This window comes from Actinoplanes sp. NPDC004185 (assembly GCF_053603475.1).
This window is the reverse complement of the sequence record NZ_JBSGFR010000027.1, coordinates 94,482-117,974: the sequence shown is the minus strand read 5'-3', so window position 1 is coordinate 117,974 and position 23,493 is coordinate 94,482. Positions and strand designations below refer to the sequence as shown.

The following is a 23,493-nucleotide window of genomic DNA, read 5'->3' as shown; positions in this document are numbered from 1 at the left end:
TGAATGTCGCGGCCGATCGAGGGGCCGCCAGCGATTCGGCGGGCATTCTCGGCTTGGCGTACCGGATGGTGAGTTTCCACCTCCGAGAGGAAACACCGGCGATGCAGCTCCCGTCCGCGCGGCGCCTCACGGGCGCAACGGTCACCGCCGTCGCCGTCCTCCTGCTCACCGTGGCGTCCCCGGCCCGCGCCGGGGACATCTACCGCGGTGATCCGATCTCGGCCGCCTTCCCGGACCTCGAGGTGCCCGTGGGCGGCACCGCCGTCGACGCGCTGGGACCGAACCTGTGGTCCACGGGCCCGACGAAGCTGACCGGCCCGAAAGTCGTCTATGACCTGCGCGGGGTCACCGGCGTTCACCTGACTCCCGGGGAGGGCGGCGGCGTCTGCGTCACACCGTCACCGACCCGGGTCGTCTGCACGGATCCGCGCGTGCTGTCGTTCGAGGGCGAGACGATCGAGCAGTACCTGCCCGTGCGGGTGGAGGCGGCCAGGACCGCGACGGCCGGCCGCACCGGGACGGTGACCATCACGTTCTCGGCCGACGGACTGGCGCCGATCACCGGCCACAGCGAGATCCGCATCGTCGGCGGCCGGAAGAACCTGGCGGCCACCGGCCCGGCGACCGGGGTGCTCGGCCTGCTGGCGCTCGGCGCCGGGGTGCTCGGGGTGGCGGCCACGCGCCGTCGCCGCGCCCCGACCCGCGCCTGAGGCTCTGCTAGGCCGACTCGCGGATGACCAGGTCGGTCGGCAGGATCACGGCCGAGTGGTCCTCGCCGTCGATGTGGGCCAGCAGCAGCCGGACCATCTCCGCGCTCTGCCGGGCCCACGGCTGACGGATGGTGGTCAGCAGCGGTTTGGTCGTGGTGGCGATCTTGTTGTCGTCGAAGCCGCCGACCGCCACGTCCTGCGGGACCTGCTTGCCGGCCCGCTGCAAGGTGGTGATCGCGCCGGCTGCCATCAGGTCGGAGCAGACGAAGACCGCGTCCAGGTCCGGGGCCTGCTCCAGCAGGCGGGCCATCGCCGCCTCGCCCGAGGCCTGGGTGTAGTCGCCGGTCGCGATCAGCTCGGGGTCGCCGTGCCCGACGATCTCGCGGTAGCCGGCCAGCCGGTCGACGCCGCCGGGGGTGTCCAGCGGGCCGGTGATGATGGCGATCCGGCGGCGCCCGGTCGAGCGCAGATATTCGGTCATCTGCCGGGCACCGTCGCGGTCGTCGGAGGCCACGTACGTGACGTCGCGCTCCTGGCCCAGGGGCCGGCCGCAGACCACGAACGGCAGCCCGCGCTCCTTGAGCTCGGCGATCAGCGGGCTGCCCAGGTGGTTGGAGACCAGCAGCGCGCCGTCGACGTGCCCGGCGGTGACCCAGCGGCCGATCCGCTGGCGGTCCTCGCCGGTGGCGGCCACGGTCAGCAGCAGGGTGATGTCGTGCTCGGCCAGCACCTGGGTGCAGCCGCGCAGCAGGTTGTTGAAATTGGGGTCCTCGAAGAGCTTGTCCTGCGGCTCGGAGAGGATGAACGCGACCGAGCCCGAGCGCTGGGTGACGAGGCTGCGCGCGTGCTGATTCACCACGTAGCCGGTCTTGCTGATCGCGCGCTCGACCGCGGCCAGCGCCTGCCGGCTGACGTTGTGGCCGCCGTTGAGCACCCGGGAGACCGTGCCGCGGGAGACGCCGGCCACCGCCGCGACGTCGTCCATCGTCGGGCGGGAGCGGAGTCGGCTGGGCTCGGTCACGGTCACATTCTCCCGCCCGGCCGCGCCGCCCCGCAGCCGGGTTGACCGACCATCAGCCCTTCACCGCGCCGGAGACCAGGTCCAGGCGCCAGTAGCGTTGCAGCAGCAGGAACAGCGCGATCAGCGGCACGATGGAGATCAATACCCCGATGATCACCACGCTGTAGAGGGCGGGCACGGTCTGGCCCTGGTTCAGCAACGTGAACAGACCGACGGTCACCGGGAACTTGTCGTCGTCGGAGAGCATCACGAACGGCAGCAGGAAGTTGTTCCAGATCGCCACGAACTGGAACAGGAAGACCGTGACCAGCCCAGGCAGCATCATCGGCAGGGCCACCCGGCCGAAGATCCGGCCCTCGGACGCCCCGTCGGTGCGGGCGGCCTCGAGCACGGTGTCCGGCACGGCCGCGGCGGCGTAGATCCGGGCCAGATAGATCCCGTACGGGCTGAGGATGTTCGGCAGCAGCACCGCCCAGTACGTGTCGGTCATCCCCACCTTGGCCAGCAGCAGGTACTGCGGGATGGCCAGCGTGACCCCGGGCACCAGCACCCCGGCGAGCAGCACGTTGAAGATGACGCCACGTCCGGGGAACCGGTACTTGGCCAGCGTGTAGCCGGACAGCCCGGACACGAACGCCGACAGCAGCCCGCCCGCCCCGGCGTACAGCAGGGAGTTGAGCATCCACTTCCAGTAGACGCCGCCGGCGGACAGGTCACGGAGGTTGGTGACGAAGTCGCCGCCCGGGGCGAAGGTGAAGGTGGTGAACAGCGACGACCCGCTCTTGGTCGACGCGGCGACCACCCAGGCCACGGGCAGCAGGCAGTAGACCGCCCCGATCAGCAGCACGGCGGTCGGCAGCCAGGCGGTGCGCCGCCCGGACCGCCGGCGCGGCGCCGCCGGGTCCCGGTCGTCGCGCACCGGTACGGAGGTGGCGAGCGCCGTCATCGCTCCTCGCTTCCGAAGGCCTGCCGCTGCACCAGCCGCAGGAAGCCGAACGAGACCACGAGCGTGATCCCGGCGATCAGCACCGAGCTGGCGGCGGCCGAGTAGATGTCGTTCTGCGCGAACGCGTCGCGGTAGATCTTCATGAGCGGGGTCCACGTCGAGGAGATGGAGTTGGTCAGTGAGCGCACGGTCAGCGGCTCGGTGAAGACCTGGAGGGTGGCGATCAGCGAGAAGACCGTGGTCATGATCAGCGACGGCATCAGCAGCGGGATCTTGATCCGGACGGCGAGCTGGAACTCGGTGCAGCCGTCGAGGCGGGCGGACTCGTAGATCTCCGAGGGGATGGCCCGCAGCGAGGTGAACAGCACGATCATGTTGAAGCCGACGCCGCCCCAGACCGCGATGTTGACGATGGCGAAGAACACCGAGCCGCCGGTGAGCGGGTCGGGCTCGGGCAGCCCCAGCCGCACGGCCAGGTCGGTGAACGGGCTGACCGCCGGCAGGTAGAGGAAGCCCCACAGCATGCTGGCGATCAGGCCCGGGACGGCGTACGGCAGGAAGATCGCCAGGCGCGAGAAGCGCGCCAGCCGGACCCCCGGCCGGTCCAGCAGCAGCGCGAAGAGCAGGGCCAGGCCCAGCATGATGGGCAGCAGGGTCAGGCCGTAGGCCAGCACCCGGCCGGCGCTGCCCCACAGTTCGGAGTCCGACAGCGCGGTGCGGTAGTTTTCCAGCCCGGCGAAGATCTCGGTGCGCGCGTTGCGGCCCAGGCCCAGGCCGCTGACCTTGACCTTGCGCAGGCTCAGGTGGACGGCGTAGCCGATCGGGACGAGCAGGAAGAGGACGAAGAGCACGATGGCCGGGGCGAGGAAGAGGTACGGCACCCCGCGGGATGCCGCACCTCGCCGCCGCCGGCCGGTGACGGCCGTTGACATGACGGGTCCTCTCAGCTCGCGACCTTGAAGCCGTTCTTCTGCATGTCGGCCACCGTGGCCGTCTGCATGGTGTCGACGGCCCCGGCGAACGGTGTCTTGCCGGTGATGGCCTTGCCGAAGGCGTCCTTGTACGTGTCGTACGCGACGTTGACGTTGGGCCCCCAGACGAAGCCGGACGCGGTCTCGGCGATCGCCTTGGCCGAGGTGTAGAAGTCCTTCTGGTTGGCGAAGAAGGCCGGCGGCTCCTGCAGCAGCGGGCTGGACTGCGCGTCGCGGGCGGCCGGGTAGATGGCGCTCTCCTTGATGAGCAGCTCGGTGGCGGCCGGGTCGGCGTTCATCCAGGCGGCGAACTTCACCGCGGCGGCCTTGTTCTTGCTGGCCGCGGTGACGCCGGTGGAGGAGCCGCCCCAGCTGCCGGTCTTGTTCTCGCCGGCGGCCCACTGCGGCATCGGCGCCATCGCCCATTTGCCCTTGGTCGCGGGCGCGTTGCCGGCCAGCACGCCGGGGGCCCAGATCGCGCTCGGCCAGGCGATCAGGGTGCCGTCGTTGAGCGCCTTGTTCCAGGCCGGGGTGTACATCGGCTGCTTGTCGATCGCGCCCTCGGCGACCAGGCCACCCCAGTAGTCGGCGACCTTCCTGGTGGCCGCGTCGTTGACGCTCACCTTCCAGGTCTCGCCGTCGATGCCCCACCAGGAGGCGCCGGCCTGCTGGGCCAGGCCGGTGAACCAGCCCGGGTCGTTGGCCGAGAAGGTGGTCAGGTACTTCTTCGGGGCCTTCTGCCGGACGGTACGGGCGGTCTGCGCGAACTCGTCCCAGGTCTTCGGCACGGTCAGGCCCAGCTTGTCGAACTCGTCGGCCCGGTAGTAGAACATCATCGGGCCGGAGTCCTGCGGGATCGCGTACACCGCGTCGGTGCCCAGGGTGACCTGCTGCCAGACGCCCTCGGCGAACTTGTCCTTGACCGGCGCCGCCTCCTTGGCGATGTCGGCCAGCACGTCGTTGCTGACCAGCGTGGGCAGCGACTGGTACTCCACCTGGGCCAGGTCCGGGGGGTTGCCCGCCTTCGCCGCGGTCAGCAGCTTCGTGACGATGTCGCCGCCGCCGGCCTGCTTGCTCAGCGTCACGTGGATGTCGGGGTTGGCGGCGTTCCAGGCGTCCACGGTCTTGTCGATGTTCGGCGCCCAGGCCCAGAACGAGAGCTCGACCTTGCCGCCGGGCTGCGCGCTCTGGCCGGCATCTCCGGAATCGCTGGTGCAGGCGGCACTCAGGCCGGCGGCGAGCACCACTGCGAGCAGGGCGCCGAACTTCTTCCTCATCATCGTGCCTCTCCGGGGATCGGGGCTGTGAGCGCTCACAGCCTTAACCCACCGGCGCACAGTGTCAAGAGTTGCCGATGTGTTAACTGTGCAGGTGAAAGCTGTGCAATCATGCCTGTGCACGGTTGGGAGCGCTCACAGACAGGAGCCGTACATGCCGCTCATCCCGGGGATGGACCGGATCGCCTACGGCGGGGACTACAACCCCGAGCAGTGGCCGGAGGAGGTCTGGAACGCCGACGTGGCGTTGATGCGCGCGGCCGGCGTCAACCTGGTCAGCCTGGGCATCTTCGCGTGGGCGATGCTGGAGCCGGCCCCCGGCGAGTACGAGTTCGGCTGGCTCGACCGCAGCCTCGAGCTGCTGCACGACGCCGGCGTCGCGGTCGACCTGGCCACCCCGACGGCCGCCCCACCGCCGTGGTTCCTGCACCGTCACCCCGACGCCGCCCCGGTCACCCGCGACGGCACCCGGCTCGGCGGCGGCGCCCGGCAGTCGTTCTGCCCGAGCTCACCGGCCTACGCCGCGGCGTCCGCCGGGATCACCGAGCAGCTCGCCCGCCGCTACGCCGGCCACCCGGCCGTGGTGCTGTGGCACGCCCACAACGAGTACGGCGGCGCCAACCCGTTCTGCTACTGCCCCACCTCGGCCGCGGCCTTCCGCAACTGGCTGCGCGACCGCTACGGCGACCTGGGCAAGCTCAACGACGCCTGGGGCACCACCTTCTGGAGCCAGCGCTTCGGCGACTGGGCCGAGATCGAGCCGCCCGTCGTCGCGCCGACCACCGTCAACCCGGCCCAGGAACTGGACTTCTTCCGCTTCAGCTCGGACGCGCACCTGGCCAACTTCCGGCGCGAGCGCGACATCCTGCACCGCCTCGCCCCGGGCATCCCGGTCACCACCAACTTCATGCTGGCCAACTGCAAGAACATCGACTACTGGAAGTGGGGCACCGAGGTCGACGTGGTCGCCAACGACCACTACCTGCAGGCCGAACGGGCCGACAACCACATCGAGCTGGCCATGTGCGCCGACCTGACCCGCTCAGTCGCGCACGGGCGGTCCTGGCTGCTGATGGAACACTCCACCAACGCGGTCAACTGGCAGCCCCGCAACCTGACCAAGGCACCGGGCGAGCTGGGCCGCAACAGCATGCAGCACCTGGCCCGCGGCGCCGACGGCATCCTGTTCTTCCAGTGGCGCGCCTCGCGGTTCGGCGCGGAGAAGTTCCACTCGGCGATGCTGCCGCACGGCGGGACCGGCACCCGGACCTGGCAGGAGGTGGTGGCGCTGGGCGCGGCGCTGGGCGAGCTGGCCGAGCTGCGCGACACCCGGATCACCGCCGGGGTGGCCCTGCTGTGGGACTGGGAGTCGTGGTGGGGGCTCGAGCTGCCCTGGCGCCCGTCGCAGGAGCTAAGCTTCCGGGAACGGCAGGAGGCGTTCTACGAGCCGCTGTGGCGGGCGCACCGGACGGTCGACTTCGCGCACCCGGAGGGCGCGCTGGGGGCGTACCCGCTGGTGGTGGCGCCGAGCAGTTATCTGCTCAGCCCGGGCGCGGCCGACAACCTGCGACGCTATGTGGCCGGTGGCGGGACGCTGCTGGTGTCGTACTTCTCCGGGATCGTCGACGCGCACGACGCCGTGCACCCCGGTGGCTACCCCGGCGCCCTGCGCGACCTGCTCGGCCTGGGGGTCGAGGAGTTCGAGCCGCTGGCCGCCGGGCGCAGCGTCCGGCTCGACGACGGCCGCACCGCTGACACGTGGGCGGAACGGCTGGAACTGCACGGTGCGACGGCCCTCGCGTCCTATGCCGAAGGTCCGGCCGCCGGGCTGCCGGCGATCACCCGGCACGCGTACGGGAGAGGCCAGGCGTTCTACGTCTCGACCCGGTTGACCTCCGAGGGCACCGCCGCTCTGCTGGCCTCGGTGTTCGAGGCGGCCGGCCTGCCCCCGGCGCCGGACCTGCCCCCGTCCCTGGAGGTCGTCGAGCGGCACTCCGACACCGGCGCGTACCTGATCGCGATCAACCACGGCAGCAGCGAGGTCGTCGTGCCCGGCGACGGCGTCGAACTGCTCACCGGGGACGTGGTGGCCGACGGCCTCCCGGTCCCGGCCGGAAGCTTCCGCGTCCTGCGGCGCGGCAACCGATAACAGTCCGTCCTCCCCCTTGGAGCTTCCATGCTTCGCACATCCCTCGCCCTGACCGCGGCCACCGCGCTGGTCGTCGCAGCCTCCCCCGCGCACGCCGCCGCTCCCGGTGACGTCCGCAATCCGGGCTTCGAGGCCGGCATCACCGGCTGGTCCTCCAGCGGCTCCCGGGCCGCGAGCTTCGTCGAGGCCGGCGGCCACACCGGCAGTCATCAGCTGACGCACTACGCGAACACGGCCTACCGGGTCACCACGAGCCAGCCGGTCACCGGGCTGCGGCGCGGCACGTACACGCTGAGCCTGCGGGTGCGCTCGGGCGGCAACCAGCCCTCGGCGTACGTGGGGCTGAACAGTTGCGGTTCGGCGGAGGAACGGGCCGCGATTCCGCGTACCGGAAATGACTGGGTCCGGCTCGCCGTCACCGTCAAGGTGACCGGCGGGCGCTGCACGATCGTGCTGCACTCCGACGCCGCCGCCGGGCAGTACACGAACTTCGACGACGTCGTTCTCGGGCCGTCGGACTCCGCGCCGGGCACCCCGCTGGCGATCACCGGCGCGGACGTCTCGCACGTGACCAAGAACGAGGACCACGGCGCGGTGTACCGCACCGCCTCCGGCCAGCGGCGCGACCCGTTCCCGCTGCTGGCGGCCAACGGGGTGAACTACATCCGGCTCAAGGTCTGGGTCGATCCGGCCGACGGCTACAACGACAAGGACGACGTGCTGGCCCAGGCCCGGCGGGCCAAGGCGGCCGGACAGCAGCTGCTCATCGACTTCCACTACTCCGACGCGTGGGCCGACCCGGGCAAGCAGAACAAGCCGGCGGCCTGGGCGGCGCTCAGCTTCGCCGACCTCGAGCAGGCCGTCTACGACCACACCTACGAGGTGCTGCACGACCTGCGGGCGCAGGGCACCCCGGCGGCGATGGCCCAGGTGGGCAACGAGATCAACGGCGGCCTGCTGTGGCCGGACGGCCGCTGGGACAACTGGGACGGCCTGGCCGCCCTGCTGACGGCGGGCAGCACCGCGGTCACGGCGGCGTCCCCGGGCACCAAGGTCGTGCTGCACCTGGCCGAGGGCGGCAACAACGGCGGGCACCGCTGGTGGTTCGACCAGGCGACCGCCCGCAACGTGCCGTTCGACGTGATCGCGGTGTCGCACTACGTCTACTGGCACGGCTCACTCGGCGCGCTGCAGGCCAACCTCCTGGACCTGGCGGACCGCTACGGCAAGCCGGTGATGGTGGCCGAGACCGCGTACGGTTTCACCACCGCCGAGAACGACCACGAGACGAACATCTTCACCGCGGCCCTGGCCGAAACCGGCGGCTACCCGGCGACGCCGCGCGGGCAGTCCGACGCGCTGCGCGACATCCTGACCGTGGTCGCCGGGGTGCCGAACGCGCTCGGCGTCTTCTCCTGGGAGCCGACGTGGACAGCGGCCGAGGGCGCGGGCTGGGACCCGGCCGACCCGGCCTCCGGCGACGGGTGGGAGAACCAGGCGCTGTTCGACTACAGCGGGCGCGCCCTGCCGGCCCTGTCGGTGTTCAAGCGGTTCTGAGCTGTCGGGGCCCGCGGGACACCCGCGGGCCCTCGCATGATCAGCCGGGGAGGTCCCCCGCCGACGACCATCGACGCGTGACCATATCCTGTGCTACCCGGCGGTACTTCATGCCGGGTTCACGAGCACAGGAGGCCGAGCGATGCCCGACGGCACCCTGCCCCGCGCGGCGGTCCGCGCCTACGTCGACGGCCTCGGCCCCCGGGAACGCGCACACGTCGGCGAGGACGTGCTGGCCGCGATCCGCGACGGCGGCTATGAGCTGGACAACCCGTTCGACGCGGTCGACGCCGGGATCCGCCGTACCCTCGCGGTCAGCCGGATCGACGTGCCGGGCGGCACCCACGTCGGCGCGTTCCCGCACCGGTCCCTGCACGCGCGGACGCACAGCGTGGAGGGTGGCACGCTGATCCTGCTCGACACCGGCCTGCGCCCGTTGCTGGACCGGGTGGCCGCCACCCTGGTCGCGTCGCAGCTCACCCCGGCCCGCGACGAGCAGGGCGCCAGCCGGTACGCGGCCGCGACCCTGCAACAGCGTCAGCAGCGCGAGGAGGCCGACGCGGCGTTCGCCGACGCGGTGACCGCCTACCTGCGGCGGGACCTCACCGCGCCGGAGACCCCGAACGCGTTCGGCTTCTTCATGGCCCGGTCGGCGGAACGGTTCGCCCTGGGCCACGAGTACGGACACCTGCTCGCCGGCCACCGCCACACCCCGCCGGACGACGACCCCCGCAACTCCCGCCGCGAGTACGAGGCGGACGAACTCGCCGCGATGCTGATCCTGCGCGGCGTCGACGAGGGCGCCGAGTTCCGCTGGCGGGCCCTGGCGGTGGCCGGGCCGTTCCTCTTCCTGGCCGTCGAGCAGCTGGTCAACCGGGTGCGCGGCACGACCGACGGGGAGCACCTGCCGCCGGCGCGCCGCACCGAGCTGCTGCGGCGCATCTTCGAGCAGGCGGGCGCGCGCGGCCTGCTGCACTTCGCCGAGGCCTGGGTGAGCTCGCTGGTGCTGCGCGAGGAGACCATCGTGCGGCGCGCCCGCGGCTGACGGCTCAGTCCCCCAGGTGCGGCCCGAGCAGGGTCAGGTCCGCCGGTGACAGCCGGTCACTCGCCGTCTTCGCCTGATGCCAGTACGGGTACAGCAACGTCGGCGCGCTCACCGCGTCCAGCCGGGCCCGCTCCTCGGCGCTGAGCACGAGCTCGGCCGCGGCCAGGTTGTCGGCGAGCTGCGCCGCGGTGCGCGCCCCGATCACCAGCGACGTCACCGCCGGCCGGCCCAGCAGGTACGCCAGCGCGACCTGGGCCGCCGACACACCACGGTCCGTGCCGATCTGCACCAGCACCTCGACGGTGTCGTAGAGCTTCTCCTGGTCGTGCACCGGCGGCTCGTTCCAGTCGGTGAGCTGCCGGGAGCCGGCCGGCGCCTGCACGCCCCGGCGGTACTTGCCGGAGAGCAGGCCACCGGCGAGCGGGCTCCACACCAGCACGCCCAGGCCCTGGTCGACGGCGGCCGGGATCAGCTCGTACTCGGCGTCGCGGGCCTGCAGCGAGTAGTAGATCTGCTCACTGACGAAGCGCGGCAGCCCGGTGCGGTCCGCCGTGCCGAGCGCTTTCATCAGCTGCCAGCCGGCGTAGTTGGACGCGCCGACGTACCGCACCTTGCCCGAGGTGACCAGGTGCTGCAGCGCCTCGAGGGTCTCCTCCAGCGGGGTCTGCCCGTCCCACTCGTGCACCTGGTAGAGATCGATGTGGTCGGTGCGCAGCCGGCGCAGGCTGGCCTCGCAGCCGGCGATGATGTGGTGGCGGGACAGGCCCGCGTCGTTGGGGCCGGGTCCCATCGGCATCCGGACCTTGGTCGCGACCAGCACCTCGTCGCGGCGGCCCTCGAGCACCTCACCGACGATCTCCTCGGCGACCCCGCCGGAGTAGACGTCGGCGGTGTCGATCAGGTTGACGCCGGCGTCGAGGCACTGGCCGACCTGGCGGCGGGCCTCCGCCACGTCGGTCGCGCCGACGCTGGCGAAGCCGCCTTTACCGCCGAAGGTCATCGTCCCCATGGTCAGCACGGAGACGCGGAGACCGGACTTGCCGAGTGTGCGATATTCCATCCCGCCAGCCTAGATCGACCGCCGTCCGTCGGCCGGGTGTGCGCCCGGGTCTGCCGGCCGCCACGGCCAGTCCGGGGTTGCGCCGACGAAGGCCATACCGGCCCGGGCGAGCCGGGTCGACAAGCCGGAGGCGTCGGTGAGGCGGGCTGCGGTTTCATCCGGTCACCTTGTCGGATGCCGGTCGCAACGGTGTCGCACTGCGCGCAGCCGGAGTTGCATGAAGCGCAGACGTCGGCACCAGGGTAGGAGCAGCCGATGTCGGCCACCGCCGCGGGCGCGCTCACCCGTACCCCGGCGGCCCGGACGTGGCCGCTCGGCTGGCCACCCCGCGGCCGGCCTGCTCGCGGCGGCCCTGGAGCTCGCGGACCCGGCGGCGCGGGGCCACGCCGGGTCCGCGCGGACCCGCGACCGACATCGAGAGCCTCTCCCCCACCACGACCGCGCGGCGGCTGGGCGTGTCGGTGCGCACACTGCACACATGGCTCCAGCGCAAATCCGGGCGACGTCCGCCCGGATCGACCGGTCAGTTGAGCGCGGCCACCGCGGCGAGCACCTTGCCCTGCAGCGCCGCGGGCAGCGGCGTGTAACCCAGCCGCGCGGCGGCGGCCTGGCCCTGCGGGCCGGCGGTGTAGGTCAGGAAACCGCGCAGCAGCGGCAGGCTGCGGGCAGGCGTGCCGGTCCGGCAGACCACCTCGTACGTCACCAGGACGATCGGGTACGCCCCCGCGGCGGCGGTCCGGTAGTCGACGGCGAGCCGCAGGTCGGAGCCGGTCCCGGTGACGGCGGCGGCCGCCACGGTACGCCCGGCGGCCTCGTCGGTCAGCGCGGTGAACTCCCCCGCACCGTTGCGGACCCGCGCCACGGCCAGGTTGTGGAACCGGGCGTACGACGCCTCGACGTAACCGATGGCGCCGTCCGTGCGGGCGACCGTGGACGCCACACCGTTGCTGCCGCGCTGGGCGCTGCCACCGGGGGCCGCCCAGGTGCTGTCCTCGCCGAACCGCCAGTCGGCCGGGGCGGTCGCCGCCAGGAACGCGGTGAAGTTGGCCGTGGTGCCGGAGCCGTCCGAGCGGTGCACGGTCCGGATCGCGGTCGACGGCAGGACGGCTTCCGGATTGTCCGCGGCGATCACCGGGTCGTCCCAGGTGGTCACCGTCCCGGCGAAGATCCGGGCCACGGTGGCCGGGGCCAGCCGCAGGTCGCCCACCCCGGCGACGTTGTGGGCCAGTGCGATGGGCCCGATCACCATGGGCAGGTGCACGGCCGGGCCGCGGGCGCACCGGGCATCGGCGGCCGTCTGCTGCCGGGCGGCGAGCGGCGAGTCCGAGCCGGCGAAGTCACCGGTGCCGGCCAGGAACGCGCGGACCCCGGCGCCGGAGCCGGTGCTCGCGTACGCGACCGTGGCGCCGGAGCAGGCGACCTGGTAGTTCCGGATCCAGGTGTTGACCGCGTTGGTCTGCGCCGACGAGCCCTGGGCGCGCAGCGATCCGGCCGCGCACGGGATCGCGTCGGCGGCCGCGGGCGCCTGGGCAACCGGAGCACACGCCGTGGCCCCGGCCGCCAGCACCAGCGCGGCGACGAGACCCAGCGGCGCCCTCATCGGTATTCCGCCAGCCGCGCGCGGACCCCGAGCAGCACGAGCAGCATCACGACCCCCAGCACCGGCAGCGGGATCAGCGGCCAGCCGGTCAGCCGCCGTTCCCCGTCCCGCAGCGCCGTGTCGAAACCGGCCTTGCGGGCCGTGGCCGCCGCGCCGACCGCGGCGTCGAAGTAGGAGAAATCGAAGGCCGCGTCGCCGCGGCGGATGCCGGTGACCACGTCGACCGCCGCCCGGGTACGCCCGGAGCCGGCCAGTGCCACGACCCGCTGATGGTCCCGCTGATAGCCCAGCCACCGGTCCCGCACCTGACCGTCGGCGTCCAACTGCCCGGCGACCTCGACCAGCTGGGCCGACTTGCCGGTGAAGTCCTGCTGGTAGAGGGCCAGGTTGCCGCTGAGCAGATAGCGGCTGGTGTCGGCGGCGGCGTCGTAGCTCAGCGCCCGGGCCCGCGAGAGTGCCAGGTACGGCGTCAGGTGATCGTTGCGCGCGGCGCTGAGCCGCTGCCCCTGCCCGGCGACGACCAGGCACACGCCCGCGGTCAGGCCCAGGGTGAGGACCGTGGCCAGGGCCAGGGCCGGGTTGAGCAGCCGGCGGAACCGTCGCGCCAGGAACACCTGGAGGATCAGGAAGAGCACGACCAGACCCCCGCCGAGCAGGACGGCCAGCCCGACCGTCCACGCCTCGGTCGTGGCCTTGGCGGCGTAGGCCTGGTCGAGACGGGACTCGCCGGCATCGCGCAGCCGGTCGGCGGCCGGCAGCAACCGCAGGTGCAGCACGTTGGTCGCCTGGGTGTAGTAGCCGAGCGCGTCGGGCGGCAACCGGCCCGGGGGCTGCGGCGGTGCCTGCGACTGCGCGGTGAGGGTCTGCCACACCCACCGGCGGTACACGGCGAGGTCGTGCATCAGCTCCAGCACGACGGCCCGGTCGGCCGTCCCGGTCACGGTGGTCAACGACCGTTGCAGATCCTCGTCGATCTGCCGGCTGCGCTGCTGATAGGTGCCGAGCGCGTCGAGCTGACTGCCGGACAATTCCGCGGCGTCACCGACGAGCACCATTCGGGCGACCTGGGCGTCGAGATCACTGAGGGCGAAGTACAGATCCGCGGCCGTGGCCGCCTGCGGTGCCGCCGCACCACCGATGATCCGGACCTGGCCGCGCAGCTGGGACAACAGCAGGCCGGACGCGGCGAGCAGGGCCACGGCGACCCCGATCACCAGGGCGGTCCACAAGCGCAGACGTACGGGGGTTTCGGGGCGGAACAATTTTCTCGTCGCCATGACAATTGCGGACACGACGCCACGGTAATGCACACGGTCAATTCTCAGAATGCCGGCCACTGCCGTTCATTTGTTGTTTTCCCGCCATTCGTTCAGGCGGGCCGCCCGGGTGGTCAGATACCGCTTTTCCGGGGCGCTGGTGGTGCGGGCGGCGGCCGTCCGATAGTGCGCGATCGCCGCCGCGGTGTCACCGGACCGCTCGTACAGGTGCGCCCGCACCGCGTCGAGCCGGTAGTGGGCGGGCAGCCGTTCGTCGAGAGTGGCGAGCAGGCTCAGCCCCTCGGCCGGGCCGTGCACCATGGACGCCGCGACCGCCCGGTTCAGCGTGACCATGGGGTTGCCGGTGAGCTGGTCGAGCAGGCCGTACAGGGCGAGGATCTGCGGCCAGTCGGTGTCCTGCACCCGGGCGGCCCGGTCGTGCAGGGCCGCGATCGCCGCCTGCAACTGGTACTCACCGACGGAACCGCTGGTCATCGCCGCGTCGAGCAGCGCGGTTCCCTCCTTGATGAGCTGCCGGTCCCAGCGGCCGCGGTCCTGCTCCTCCAGAGGGATCAGCTCACCGCCGGTGCCGGTCCGGGCGGGACGGCGGGCGTCGGTGAGCAGCATCAACGCGAGCAGACCGGCGACCTCACCGTCGTCCGGGAGCATCCGGTGCACCGTACGGGTCAGCCGGATCGCCTCGGCGGAAAGTTCGGTGCGGTGCACGTCGGGGCCGGTGCTGCCGGCGTACCCCTCATTGAAGATCAGGTAGAGCACGTGCAGGACCGGCCGCAGCCGGGCCCGCCGGTCGGCCGGCTCCGGCAGCCGGAACGGGATCGCGGAGGCCTTGATCCGCTGCTTGGCCCGGCTGATCCGCTGGGCCATCGTGGCCTCCGGCACCAGGAAGGCACGCGCGATCTCGGCGGTGGTCAGGCCGCCGCCCGCGCGCAGGGTGAGCGCGATCGCGGAGGCCGGCGTCAGCGCCGGATGACAACACAAAAAGAGCAAAGTCAGGGTGTCGTCCCGATCCGGTACGCCGGTGGGCGGCTCCTCGAACGCAGCGCGCCGCTCCCGCTCCCGGCGGGCCAGCTCGTTCCGGAGCTGATCAACGAGCTTGTTGGCGCCGGCCCGGATCAGCCAGCCCCGCGGATTGTCCGGAACGCCATCAACGGGCCAGCGCAACGCGGCGGCGAGCAACGCCTCCTGCACGGCATCCTCGGCGGCGTCGAAATCCCCGAAGCGGCGCACGAGAACGCCGAGGACCTGCGGCGCGAACTCCCGCAGCAGGTCCTCCACGGTTCGCGCCGACGTCACAGATCGGGCGTCAGCAGGGCGAAATCGGAGGGACCGAGCACCCGGCGTACGCCGATCGGCTGCTGCTGCGGCACCCCACCAGGCCCCGGAACGGCAGAGATCCGCGCGGCGATCTCGAAGGCCCGCTCCTCACTCTCGACGTCGACAAGCTGAAACCCGGCCAGCATCTCCTTCGCCTCGGCGAACGGCCCATCGGTGACCACCGGCGCCGCGACGCCGTCGCTGGTGACCACCTTGGCGAGTTCGGGACCGGTCAGCGCCTCCTGGAAGACGAGCTCACCGCTGGCCAGAAGCTCGGCCCGCAACGCCCCGTAGTAGTCCATGTGCGCCTTGATGTCGCCGGGCGGCCACTCGTCCATCGGCTTGTCGATGACGCCGGGCTGGTAATCCACGATGAGCAGGTACTTGGTCATGCTCTGTTCCTATCCTCGCGCCGCACCTGAGGGGCGCGGTCACGGATGGACGAAGCTGCCGGTGGGTTTCTCGACATCGGCCGGGGATGTTGCGGGGGCTGATTTCGGTGACGGTACCGGCGGTGGGGGTGGGGCGCTCGCCGGGTTTCGGCTGGGGTGGACGGCGGGTGGGTGGCTGGCAGCGGGTGGCGGGGCGGCGCGGGCGGCGGGCGAGCGGGCGGCGGACGGCGAGGCGGCGAGGCGACGCGGATGTCGAGGCGGCGCGAACGGCGGACGGCGAGCGAGTGGAGGGCGACCGACGGCGGGGCGGCGCGGACGGCGATGGCCGGGCGACGAGGCGGCGAAGCGGCGCGGACGGCAAGCGAGCGGCGGGTCCGCGGAAGGCGGACGAGCGGCGGGTCCGCGGAAGGCGGACGAGCGGCGGGTCGGCGGATCGGCAGGCGGCGAGGCGGCGAGGCGGCGAGGCGGCGAGGCGGCGAGGCGGCGAGGACAGACTGCAGTGCGGTGGATCGCAGAGGAGGGCGGTAGGCGGGCACCGAACAGCGGGCCGCCAGTGGCGAATTGGACGGTCCTGTCGGGGCCGGGCAGGCCCGGCGGCCGAACGGACTGGGCAGATTTGGGGCTCGACGGACCGACAACCACACGAGGCAGCGACCGCGGGCCGGCTGCTCGCCGAACCCGGCGGACATGCATAGGCCGGCACGTCCACCAAGCGCTCGGGGCCATCGACCCCGGCGAGCCAGGCGCGCCCACGGCTTGCCGAGTAGCGAGCCGGGACATTTGGCGGCGGCCGGCGCAGCCAAGGCCGCCCTACGATGCGGACGATGAACGGTGAGAGGGCGCGAGGTGCGCGGGTGATCCGCATCCTCGATCACGATCCCGGTTGGGCAGTGCACTTTGCTGAGCTCGGGCGGCGACTGCGGCGCGCGCTGGGGGATGTCGCGCTGCGGATCGACCACGTCGGGTCCACGTCGGTGCCTGGGCTGGCTGCGAAGCCGGTTGTTGACGTCCAGGTCTCGGTGGCCGGGCTGGAGCCGGTCGGTCCGTTCCGGGATCCGCTGGTGGGTCTGGGTTTCGTGCATCGTGCCGACAATCCGGAGCTTACGAAGCGGTATTTCCGGGAGTCGCCTGGTGCGGCGCGGACACATATCCATGTGCGGCGGGCCGGGAGCTTCTCGGAGCAGTTCCCGCTGTTGTTCCGCGACTACCTGCGGGTGCGCCCGGCCGATGCTGCGGAATACGCGGAGGTCAAGCGCCGGCTTGCCGCCGAGCATCCGCATGACGGCCTCGCCTACACCGATGCGAAGGCCGACCACTGCTGGCGGATCATTCGCCGGGCCGACGACTGGGCGCAGCAGACCGGCTGGTCGCTCGGCCCGAGCGACGCCTGAGTCCCGAGCCCTCTCGTCCGTGGTCGGCACTGCACCACCGCCCGGCCACCCCTTAACCGGCCTGACCCGTGCAGGCGTGGGAGAGTGCATCCCCGCAGATGATGTCTCCCATCCGCGGTGGGCATCTCCGCGCATTCCACCCATCAACCCGGCCGCACAGACCACCCCCGGACGCGGCCGAGACAGACCACCACCCGCGGACGCGGCCGGCACAAACCCCCGGCGGACGCGGCCCGCACTGACCGCTGCAGAGGGCGCTCCCGCACAGAGCAGCGGCGACGCGGCCGGCGCGGAGAGGGACGCGGCGCGCACAAGGGTCAGTCGAGGTAGGTCTGGAGGACCGGCTCGTCGCCTGCCTTGTGGGCGGCCAGCAGGTCGGCGAAGCGTTCCGCCGGCATGATCCGAACCCCGAGCTCCTCCGCCTTCGCCGCTTTCGAGCCGGCGCCCGTCCCCACCACGACCAGGTCCGTCCGGGCCGACACCGAGCCGGAGGATTTGCCGCCCAGGCTTTCCACGGCTTCGTTGCCTTCGGTGCGGCTCAGGCCCGGGACCGAGCCGGTGACCACCACCGTCATCGGCTTGCCGTCCTCCCGGCGCAGCGGCAGAGCGACGGCTTCGGGTCCGGGCGCTGAGTCGCGGCCCGGGACGCCGGGCTCGGTCATTGTCACGCCGCGGGCCGTCAGTTTGTCGATGACCGGGGCCAGGTCGGTCAGCTCCGCCGCGATCGTGGCCGCGCGTTCCGGGCCGACCGCCTCCACCTCCTGCAGCTGCTCCACCGAGGCCGCGCGGAGGGCTTCCATGGTGCCGAAGTGGCGGGCCAGGCGGCGGGACATCGAGCGGCCCGTCATGCGGACGCCGAGGCCGGTCAGGACGCGGGACAGGGGCTGGGCCTTGGAGGCCTGGATCGCCGCCACCAGCTTGGTCGCCGAGGTGCGGCCCAGGCGGTCCAGCTCGGCCAGTGCTTCCGGGGTCAGGTCGTACAGGTCGGCGGGGTCGGTCACCAGGCCCGCCGCCACCAGGCCGGCGATGACCTTGTCGCCCAGGCCTTCGATGTCCATGGAGTCGCGGGCGGCGAAGTACGACAGGGACTCCCCCGCGCCGCAGGCGCGGCCCTGGGTGCAGCGCCAGCGTTTCTGGGTGCGGTCGATCTCGCCGCCGCAGCGGGGGCAGACCTCCGGCGGGGTGAACGGCACGGCGTCCGCGGGGCGTTCGTCGAGCTTGGCCCCGGTGATCTCGGGGATCACCTCGCCCGCGCGGCGCACGAACACCGTGTCGCCCACGCGGACGTCGCGGCGGACCAGGTCGCCGAAGTTGTGCAGGGTGGCCGAGGTGACCACCACGCCACCGACCTGGACCGGCTCCAGGACGGCGACCGGGGTGATCAGGCCGGTGCGGCCCACCTGCACCTCGATCGCGGCGAGCTTGCTGGTGCGGGTGTCGGCCGGGAACTTGTGCGCGATCGCCCAGCGGGGTGCCCGGCTGGACGAGCCGGCCAGGTCGCGGTCGGCCGGGTCGTCGGCCTTGACCACGGCGCCGTCGATGTCGAAGCCGAGCGTGCCGCGGGCCGCGCCCATGGCGGCGATGGCCCCGGACAGCTCGTCGATCGTGGCGCAGCGGGGCATGCCCGCGGGCGAGCCGGCCGTGGTGGCCACGCCCAGCTCGGCGATGGCGGCCATCGCGGCGCTGTGGGTCAGGCCCTCGCCGCCGGGCAGGTCGTGCACCGCGTACGCCAGGAAGGACAGCGGCGCGTCGTAGGCCCGGTCCTGGGCGCGCAGGGTGCCGGCGGCCGCACTGCGCGGGTTGGCGAACGCCTGGCCGCCGTGGGCCGTGCGCAGCTCGTTGGCCCGGGCGAAGTCGGCGTCGGTCATGAAGACCTCGCCGCGGACCTCGACCGTCACCGGCCGGCGCAGCTCGGCGGGCAGGCCGGCCACGAGCCGGGCCTGGGTGGTGACGTCCTTGCCGGCCCGGCCGTCGCCGCGGGTGGCGACCTGGCGCAGCCGGCCGTCGACGTAGCGGGCCGCGATCGCCATGCCGTCGATCTTGGGTTCGACCGTGTAGCCGAGAGCGGGCCGGCCGAGGACGCGTTCCAGCCGGGCCGCCCAGGCGCGCAGCTCGTCGGCGTCGAACACGTTGTCGAGGCTGAGCATCGGGGTGCTGTGCTCCACGTCACCGGCCGCCACGCCGGCGCCCACCGTCACGGTCGGCGAGTCGCTCTCGGCCCAGCCCGGCTCGGCCTGCTCGGTCGCCGCCGTGCGGGCCAGCAGCGCGTCGTAGGTGGCGTCGTCCATGACGAGGTCGCCGCCGGCGTAGTAGGCCGTCGCGGCGGAGCGCATCCGCTCGATCGCGGCACGGTACTCCTCCCGGGTGCCGAACGCCGCGGCGTGGGCCGCGTCGACGACCGGGGCGACCTCGCGGTCGGCGGTGCTGAGGCCGGCGGACGGTCCCGTGCTCGACATGTGGTGCTCGCTTCCTGTGTGCGGGAGACGATGTCTTGATATCGCACAGGTCCGACAGAAACGCTGAACCTCACTGAGTGTCGTCACGCCGTACACGGAAAGCAGTTGGTTGGGGTGGATGTGGGCCGCATTTTGCAGTTGATGTGAGAATTCCGTCCGAACGTCCATGGCATTCCGATCTTTGCTTGCGGAGCATGGAGCGCGTGCCCGGACGCCATCGAAGAACCTTGAGTATCACCGGCATCGTCGTCAGCGCGGCCACGGCCTCGCTCGTCGTCATCGGTGCCGGATCCTGGCTGGGCTACCAGCGTCTCTCCGCCGGCGACTGCACCGGGGAGGTGAAGCTCGCGGTCACCGCCGCGGCCGAGATCGCCGGCGCGATCCAGACCACCGCGGACAAGTGGTCCCAGGGTGAGAAGGCTCAGGTCGGCGGCGTCTGCATCAAGGTCGCCGTGGCCGCCACCGATCCCGCCACCGCGGCCGCCACCATCGCGGCCAAGCACGGCGTCGGTCTCTCCGGCTTGAAGGCGGCGCCCGGCAAGCCGACCGTGCCCGACGTGTGGGTCCCGGACTCCTCGACCTGGCTGCTGCGGGTCGGCGGCGAGGCCCCCGGCTTCCTGCCCACCGACAATGCCCCGATCGCCGAGAGCCCCGTGGTGCTGGCCATGCCCGCGCCGATGGCGCAGAAGCTGGGCTGGCCGGCCAAGAAGCTCAAGTGGCAGGAGCTGCTCGGCCAGCTGACCGCCGGCAAGAGCCTGCTGCCCGGCATCGTCGACCCGACCCGCGACGCGGCCGGCCTCACCGGCCTGCTCGCGCTGGGCGCGGCCGCGGGCAACGACATCTCGGGGGCCCAGCGCAAGGTCGCCGCGCTGCGCAAGCTCGCGGCGAACACCTCGAGCATCCGGCAGGACCTGCTGGAGAAGTTCCCGCGTACGGCAGCAGAAGTCACCACCGGCCTGAGCGCCGCACCGCTGTCCGAGGAGGACGTGGTCGCGTACAACGGGGGCAAGCCACCCATCCAGCTCGCCGCCCTCTACCTCGATCCGGCGCCGACCGCGCTGAACTACCCGTTCGCGGTCATGCCGGAGGTCGACCCGCAGAAGGCTGCCGCCGCCGCGGCGCTGCACGAGGAACTGCGCGGGACGACGTTCCGGGACGCGCTGGCCGCCGCCGGCCTGCGCGGGCCCGACGGCCGGGCGGGGGCGGGCTTCATCGCTCCGACCGGCGCGCCGCCGGTGGCCACCCCGGTGATCGCCCCCGGCGCCAAGGCCAGTCAGGGCGCCGCCGCGTCGGCCCAGGCCTCCACGGCGATCAGCCAGGTGCTGGGCAGCTGGGCCGCGATCACCCAGCCGGGCCGGGTCCTCGCCGTCTTCGACATCTCCGGTTCGATGCTGACCGAGGTGCCCACCGCCGGTGGCCTGACCCGTGCCGAGGTCACCAAGCGGGCCGCGGCGCAGGGTCTGCAGCTGTTCGACGACCGGTGGTCCGTCGGCACGTGGTTCTTCTCCACGGAGCTGGTGGGCAAGCAGGCGTGGCAGCCGAAGGTGCCGATCAGCCCGCTGTCGACGGCGCGCAACAAGCTCAACGACGCCCTCAACGACCTGAAGCCGAAGAAGACGGGCGACACCGGGCTGTACGACACCGCGCTGGCGGCGTACAAGACCGTGCAGCAGGGGTGGCAGCGGGGCCGGGTCAACTCGGTCATCCTCTTCACCGACGGGGTGAACGAGAACCCCGACGGCCTGACCCGCGACCAGCTTGTCTCCGACCTGAGGAAGGTGCGGGACGCGGACAAGCCCGTGCGCATGGTGATCATCGGGATCGGGCCGGAGGTCGACCGGGGCGAGCTGAAGGCGATCTCCGACGCCAGCGGGCCGTCCAGCGGCGTCTTCATCGCGGAGGACCCGGCGAAGATCAACGAAATCTTCCTGCAGGCGATCGCGACCCGTACCGGGGCCTGACGTGAGCCCGGCCCGGTGGTGGAAGACACCGGGCCGGGCCGGGCGGGTGGCGGCGCGCCGCTAGGGTTCCGCGGGTGCCGTTCACGCTCGCTCACCCTGCGGCGGTCCTTGCTCTCCCCCGCCGTCCCCTGGTCGCGTCCGCGCTGGTCGCGGGCTCGATGGCGCCGGATCTGACCTATTACGTGGCCCTGCCGTGGCTCGACCCCAGCGGCACTCTGCTCACCCGCACCCACCACGCGTCGTCGGTGTTCTGGCTCGACCCGGTGATCGCCCTGGCTCTGCTCCTGGTGTTTCACGTGCTGCTCAAACGGCCGGTGGTGGCGCTGCTGCCGCCGGCTGCCGCGGGGCGTGTGTGGCAGCCGGCGGAACGGTCCATCGGGTGGCGGCCGGCCGCGGTGTGGTGGATCGCCCTTTCCCTGGTGATCGGGGCAGCGACCCACGTGGCGTGGGACCGCCTGGGCGGCGTGCTGGGTGAGGACCAGTCGACGAAGGTGGACCTGGCCGGCGGTGTGCTCGGCTCGGCCGTGCTCCTGGTCTGGGCGTGGCGCTGGTGGCGGACGACGCCGGCGCAGCCGGTCCCGCCGGTCGTGCGGCTCGGGTCCCGGATACGCCCGGTGGTCTGGGGTGCGTTGCTGGTGGCGCCGCTGGTGCTGGGCACTGCCGGCGCGGTGAACGGTGTCCGGCAGCTCATGGCGGCCAACAAGATGGACTATCCCGACCTTCCGCCGCAGGTCGTGCCGCCGACCTGGACCGGGAGGGACATGGCGGAGCTCGCGGTACGGCAGTTCGCCGTGGACGGTGTCGCGGCCGTCTGCGTCGTGCTGGCGGTCTACGCCGTCGGCTGGCACCTGAGCCGTCTCGCCACCGGCCGGCGGGACCCGGCCGGATCAGGTCCGGCCGACGAGGCGACCCTTCCCGGCTCCTGAGTAGTGCACCTGCTGCCCCGGCTCACCCGGTCCGGGGCAGCAGGCGGTCTCATCAGGCGACCGTGCAGGCGGTGCCGTTCAGCGTGAACGCTGTCGGGCGGCTGCTGTCGCCGGTGTGCGTGGCTTGCAGGCCGATGCTGGTCGACGCGCCCGTGGCCAGGCTGCCGTTGTAGGACACGTTGCGGGCGGTGACCGCTCCGCTGGAGCCCGTCCACGTCGCGTTCCAGCCGGAGGTGATGGTCTGGCCGGCCGGCAGGGTGAAGCCGAGCGTCCAGCTGGTCACGGCCGGTCCGGAGTTGGTGATCGTGATGGCCGCGGTGAGGCCGCTGTTCCAGGCGTTGACCACGTATCCGACCCGGCAGCCGCCCGTGCCCGGGGGCGGGCTGGACGGCGGGGTGCTGCTCGGCGGCGTGGGCGAGACAGGGGGCGAGGTCGGGGGCGAGGTCGGCGGCGAGGTCGGCGGGACGGAGGTGCTGTCCAGGCCGAGGAACGTCACCGCACGCTCGGCCATGCCGGCCTGCGGCAGGTTGTGCCCGGTGTTCGCGACGCTGATCGCCTCGACCGGCGGCTGCGCGGAGGCCGAGCCGTAGCGGGTACGGGTCCAGCCGGACTGCGGCGTGTCGGTCTGCACCGGCGTCTGCGAGACACCATGCACGTTGGTCCACTGCTTGATCTCTTCGGTGAAGTTCGGGTACCGCAACGTGTCGTCGTTGACGCCGTGCCACACCTGCATCCGCGGCCGCGGGCCGGTGTATCCGGGGTACGCGTTGCGGACCAGGTCGCCCCACGCCTGCGGGGTCTTGGTGACCTGGCCGTTGGCGCAGGCGCTGTTCCAGCTGGAGCCGTCGGTGGTGGCGAAGCAGCCGAACGGCACGCCCGCGAACGCCGCCCCGGCCCGGAACACGTCCGGGTAGTCACCCAGCAGCACGTTGGTCATCATGGCGCCGGAGGAGGCACCGGTGACGACCGTACGGGCCGGGTCGGTGCTGTAACGCTGCTGCACGTAACGGACCATCGAGACGATGCCGGCCGGGTCGCTGTTGCCGTCGTGGCGCAGCGCTGCCGGCGAGGACACGTCGAAGCAGTTGCCCGAGCGGGTCGCCGACGGGTAGATCACGATGTAGCCGTACCGGTCGGCCAGGGAGGCGAACGAGGTGCCCGAGTAGAACGCCGGTCCGGAGCCGGTGCAGTAGTGCACGGCCACGAGCAGGGCCGGGTTCGGCGGGAGCCGGTCGGGGACGTACAGGTGCATGCGCAGGTTGGTCGGGTTGGCGCCGAAGCCGGTGACCTCCTGCAGGGACGCGGCGGCCGCGGGGGACGCCGGCAGCAGCACGGAGGCGCCGATCGCGCTCACCGCGGCGGTGAGGGCCAGCAGGGCCTGGGTCAGTCGTTTCATGGTTCCTCGCTCCGGGGGATGGGTCCGGCGCGGCGCGGAAGGGT

The 23,493-nt window shown here is 72.4% G+C and carries 19 protein-coding genes; 7 read left to right on the top strand and 12 right to left on the bottom strand.

The window, feature by feature from the left end; genetic code table 11:
* Window positions 1-101: 101 nt before the first annotated feature.
* On the top strand, window positions 102-710 hold the full coding sequence (locus ACWEOZ_RS26650; protein WP_451913403.1) for a hypothetical protein: 609 nt from the start codon (window positions 102-104) through the stop codon (window positions 708-710).
* 7 nt (window positions 711-717) lie between these two features.
* Here ACWEOZ_RS26650 and ACWEOZ_RS26645 read toward each other — a convergent pair whose 3' ends face one another.
* The 4 genes from ACWEOZ_RS26645 to ACWEOZ_RS26630 are packed head-to-tail and all read right to left on the bottom strand — an operon-like array spanning window position 718 to window position 4,928.
* Window positions 718-1,731 carry a LacI family DNA-binding transcriptional regulator gene (locus ACWEOZ_RS26645; RefSeq protein ID WP_451913402.1) on the bottom strand — a complete coding sequence of 338 codons (1,014 nt, stop codon included), beginning with the start codon at window positions 1,729-1,731 and terminating at the stop codon, window positions 718-720.
* 52 nt (window positions 1,732-1,783) lie between these two features.
* The gene (locus ACWEOZ_RS26640; protein ID WP_451913401.1) at window positions 1,784-2,677 is read right to left on the bottom strand and encodes a carbohydrate ABC transporter permease; all 894 of its coding nucleotides are present in this window, start codon (window positions 2,675-2,677) and stop codon (window positions 1,784-1,786) included.
* Window positions 2,674-3,609 carry a carbohydrate ABC transporter permease gene (locus tag ACWEOZ_RS26635; protein WP_451913400.1) on the bottom strand — a complete coding sequence of 312 codons (936 nt, stop codon included), beginning with the start codon at window positions 3,607-3,609 and terminating at the stop codon, window positions 2,674-2,676. The genes ACWEOZ_RS26640 and ACWEOZ_RS26635 overlap by 4 nt, the downstream gene beginning before the upstream one ends.
* 11 nt (window positions 3,610-3,620) lie before the next feature.
* Window positions 3,621-4,928 carry an ABC transporter substrate-binding protein gene (locus tag ACWEOZ_RS26630; RefSeq protein WP_451913399.1) on the bottom strand — a complete coding sequence of 436 codons (1,308 nt, stop codon included), beginning with the start codon at window positions 4,926-4,928 and terminating at the stop codon, window positions 3,621-3,623.
* A 151-nt stretch (window positions 4,929-5,079) separates the two neighbouring features.
* Here ACWEOZ_RS26630 and ACWEOZ_RS26625 point away from each other — a divergent pair, with 151 nt between their 5' ends.
* From ACWEOZ_RS26625 to ACWEOZ_RS26615, 3 genes are all read left to right on the top strand, one after another.
* Entirely contained in the window at window positions 5,080-7,074 is a 1,995-nt protein-coding gene (locus ACWEOZ_RS26625; protein WP_451913398.1) for a beta-galactosidase, read from the top strand.
* 27 nt (window positions 7,075-7,101) lie between these two features.
* Window positions 7,102-8,631 (top strand): glycosyl hydrolase 53 family protein, encoded by a 1,530-nt coding sequence (locus tag ACWEOZ_RS26620; RefSeq protein ID WP_451913397.1) that lies wholly within the window; start codon window positions 7,102-7,104, stop codon window positions 8,629-8,631.
* Between the two features lie 142 nt (window positions 8,632-8,773).
* Window positions 8,774-9,676 (top strand): ImmA/IrrE family metallo-endopeptidase, encoded by a 903-nt coding sequence (locus ACWEOZ_RS26615; protein ID WP_451913396.1) that lies wholly within the window; start codon window positions 8,774-8,776, stop codon window positions 9,674-9,676.
* A gap of 4 nt (window positions 9,677-9,680) precedes the next feature.
* Here the strand turns inward: ACWEOZ_RS26615 and ACWEOZ_RS26610 are convergent, their stop codons facing one another.
* The 6 genes from ACWEOZ_RS26610 to ACWEOZ_RS26585 form a co-directional block, all read right to left on the bottom strand.
* Window positions 9,681-10,736, bottom strand: a complete 1,056-nt coding sequence (locus tag ACWEOZ_RS26610) for an aldo/keto reductase (protein WP_451913395.1) — start codon at window positions 10,734-10,736, stop codon at window positions 9,681-9,683.
* A 280-nt stretch (window positions 10,737-11,016) separates the two neighbouring features.
* Entirely contained in the window at window positions 11,017-11,205 is a 189-nt protein-coding gene (locus ACWEOZ_RS26605) for a hypothetical protein (protein ID WP_451913394.1), read from the bottom strand.
* A gap of 54 nt (window positions 11,206-11,259) precedes the next feature.
* Entirely contained in the window at window positions 11,260-12,336 is a 1,077-nt protein-coding gene (gene pstS / locus ACWEOZ_RS26600; protein ID WP_451913393.1) for a phosphate ABC transporter substrate-binding protein PstS, read from the bottom strand.
* Complete coding sequence (locus tag ACWEOZ_RS26595) at window positions 12,333-13,628, bottom strand: hypothetical protein (protein WP_451913392.1); 1,296 nt, start codon at window positions 13,626-13,628, stop codon at window positions 12,333-12,335. Before ACWEOZ_RS26595 ends, pstS begins: the two co-directional genes overlap by 4 nt.
* Before the next feature lie 51 nt (window positions 13,629-13,679).
* On the bottom strand, window positions 13,680-14,906 hold the full coding sequence (locus ACWEOZ_RS26590) for an RNA polymerase sigma factor (RefSeq protein WP_451913391.1): 1,227 nt from the start codon (window positions 14,904-14,906) through the stop codon (window positions 13,680-13,682).
* Window positions 14,903-15,319 carry a YciI family protein gene (locus ACWEOZ_RS26585; protein ID WP_451913390.1) on the bottom strand — a complete coding sequence of 139 codons (417 nt, stop codon included), beginning with the start codon at window positions 15,317-15,319 and terminating at the stop codon, window positions 14,903-14,905. The genes ACWEOZ_RS26590 and ACWEOZ_RS26585 overlap by 4 nt, the downstream gene beginning before the upstream one ends.
* Window positions 15,320-16,173: 854 nt before the next feature.
* Between ACWEOZ_RS26585 and ACWEOZ_RS26580 the strand changes: the two genes are divergently transcribed.
* Complete coding sequence (locus ACWEOZ_RS26580; protein ID WP_451913389.1) at window positions 16,174-16,710, top strand: GrpB family protein; 537 nt, start codon at window positions 16,174-16,176, stop codon at window positions 16,708-16,710.
* A gap of 317 nt (window positions 16,711-17,027) precedes the next feature.
* Here ACWEOZ_RS26580 and ligA read toward each other — a convergent pair whose 3' ends face one another.
* A complete protein-coding gene (gene ligA / locus ACWEOZ_RS26575) occupies window positions 17,028-19,166 on the bottom strand; it encodes an NAD-dependent DNA ligase LigA (protein ID WP_451913388.1) in 2,139 nt (712 codons plus the stop codon).
* Between the two features lie 227 nt (window positions 19,167-19,393).
* Here ligA and ACWEOZ_RS26570 point away from each other — a divergent pair, with 227 nt between their 5' ends.
* On the top strand, window positions 19,394-21,127 hold the full coding sequence (locus ACWEOZ_RS26570) for a VWA domain-containing protein (protein WP_451913387.1): 1,734 nt from the start codon (window positions 19,394-19,396) through the stop codon (window positions 21,125-21,127).
* A 74-nt stretch (window positions 21,128-21,201) separates the two neighbouring features.
* A complete protein-coding gene (locus ACWEOZ_RS26565; RefSeq protein ID WP_451913386.1) occupies window positions 21,202-22,053 on the top strand; it encodes a DUF4184 family protein in 852 nt (283 codons plus the stop codon).
* Between the two features lie 52 nt (window positions 22,054-22,105).
* On the opposite strand, the gene ACWEOZ_RS26560 is transcribed toward ACWEOZ_RS26565, so the two are convergent.
* Window positions 22,106-23,449, bottom strand: a complete 1,344-nt coding sequence (locus ACWEOZ_RS26560) for an extracellular catalytic domain type 1 short-chain-length polyhydroxyalkanoate depolymerase (protein WP_451913385.1) — start codon at window positions 23,447-23,449, stop codon at window positions 22,106-22,108.
* Window positions 23,450-23,493 lie beyond the last annotated feature (44 nt).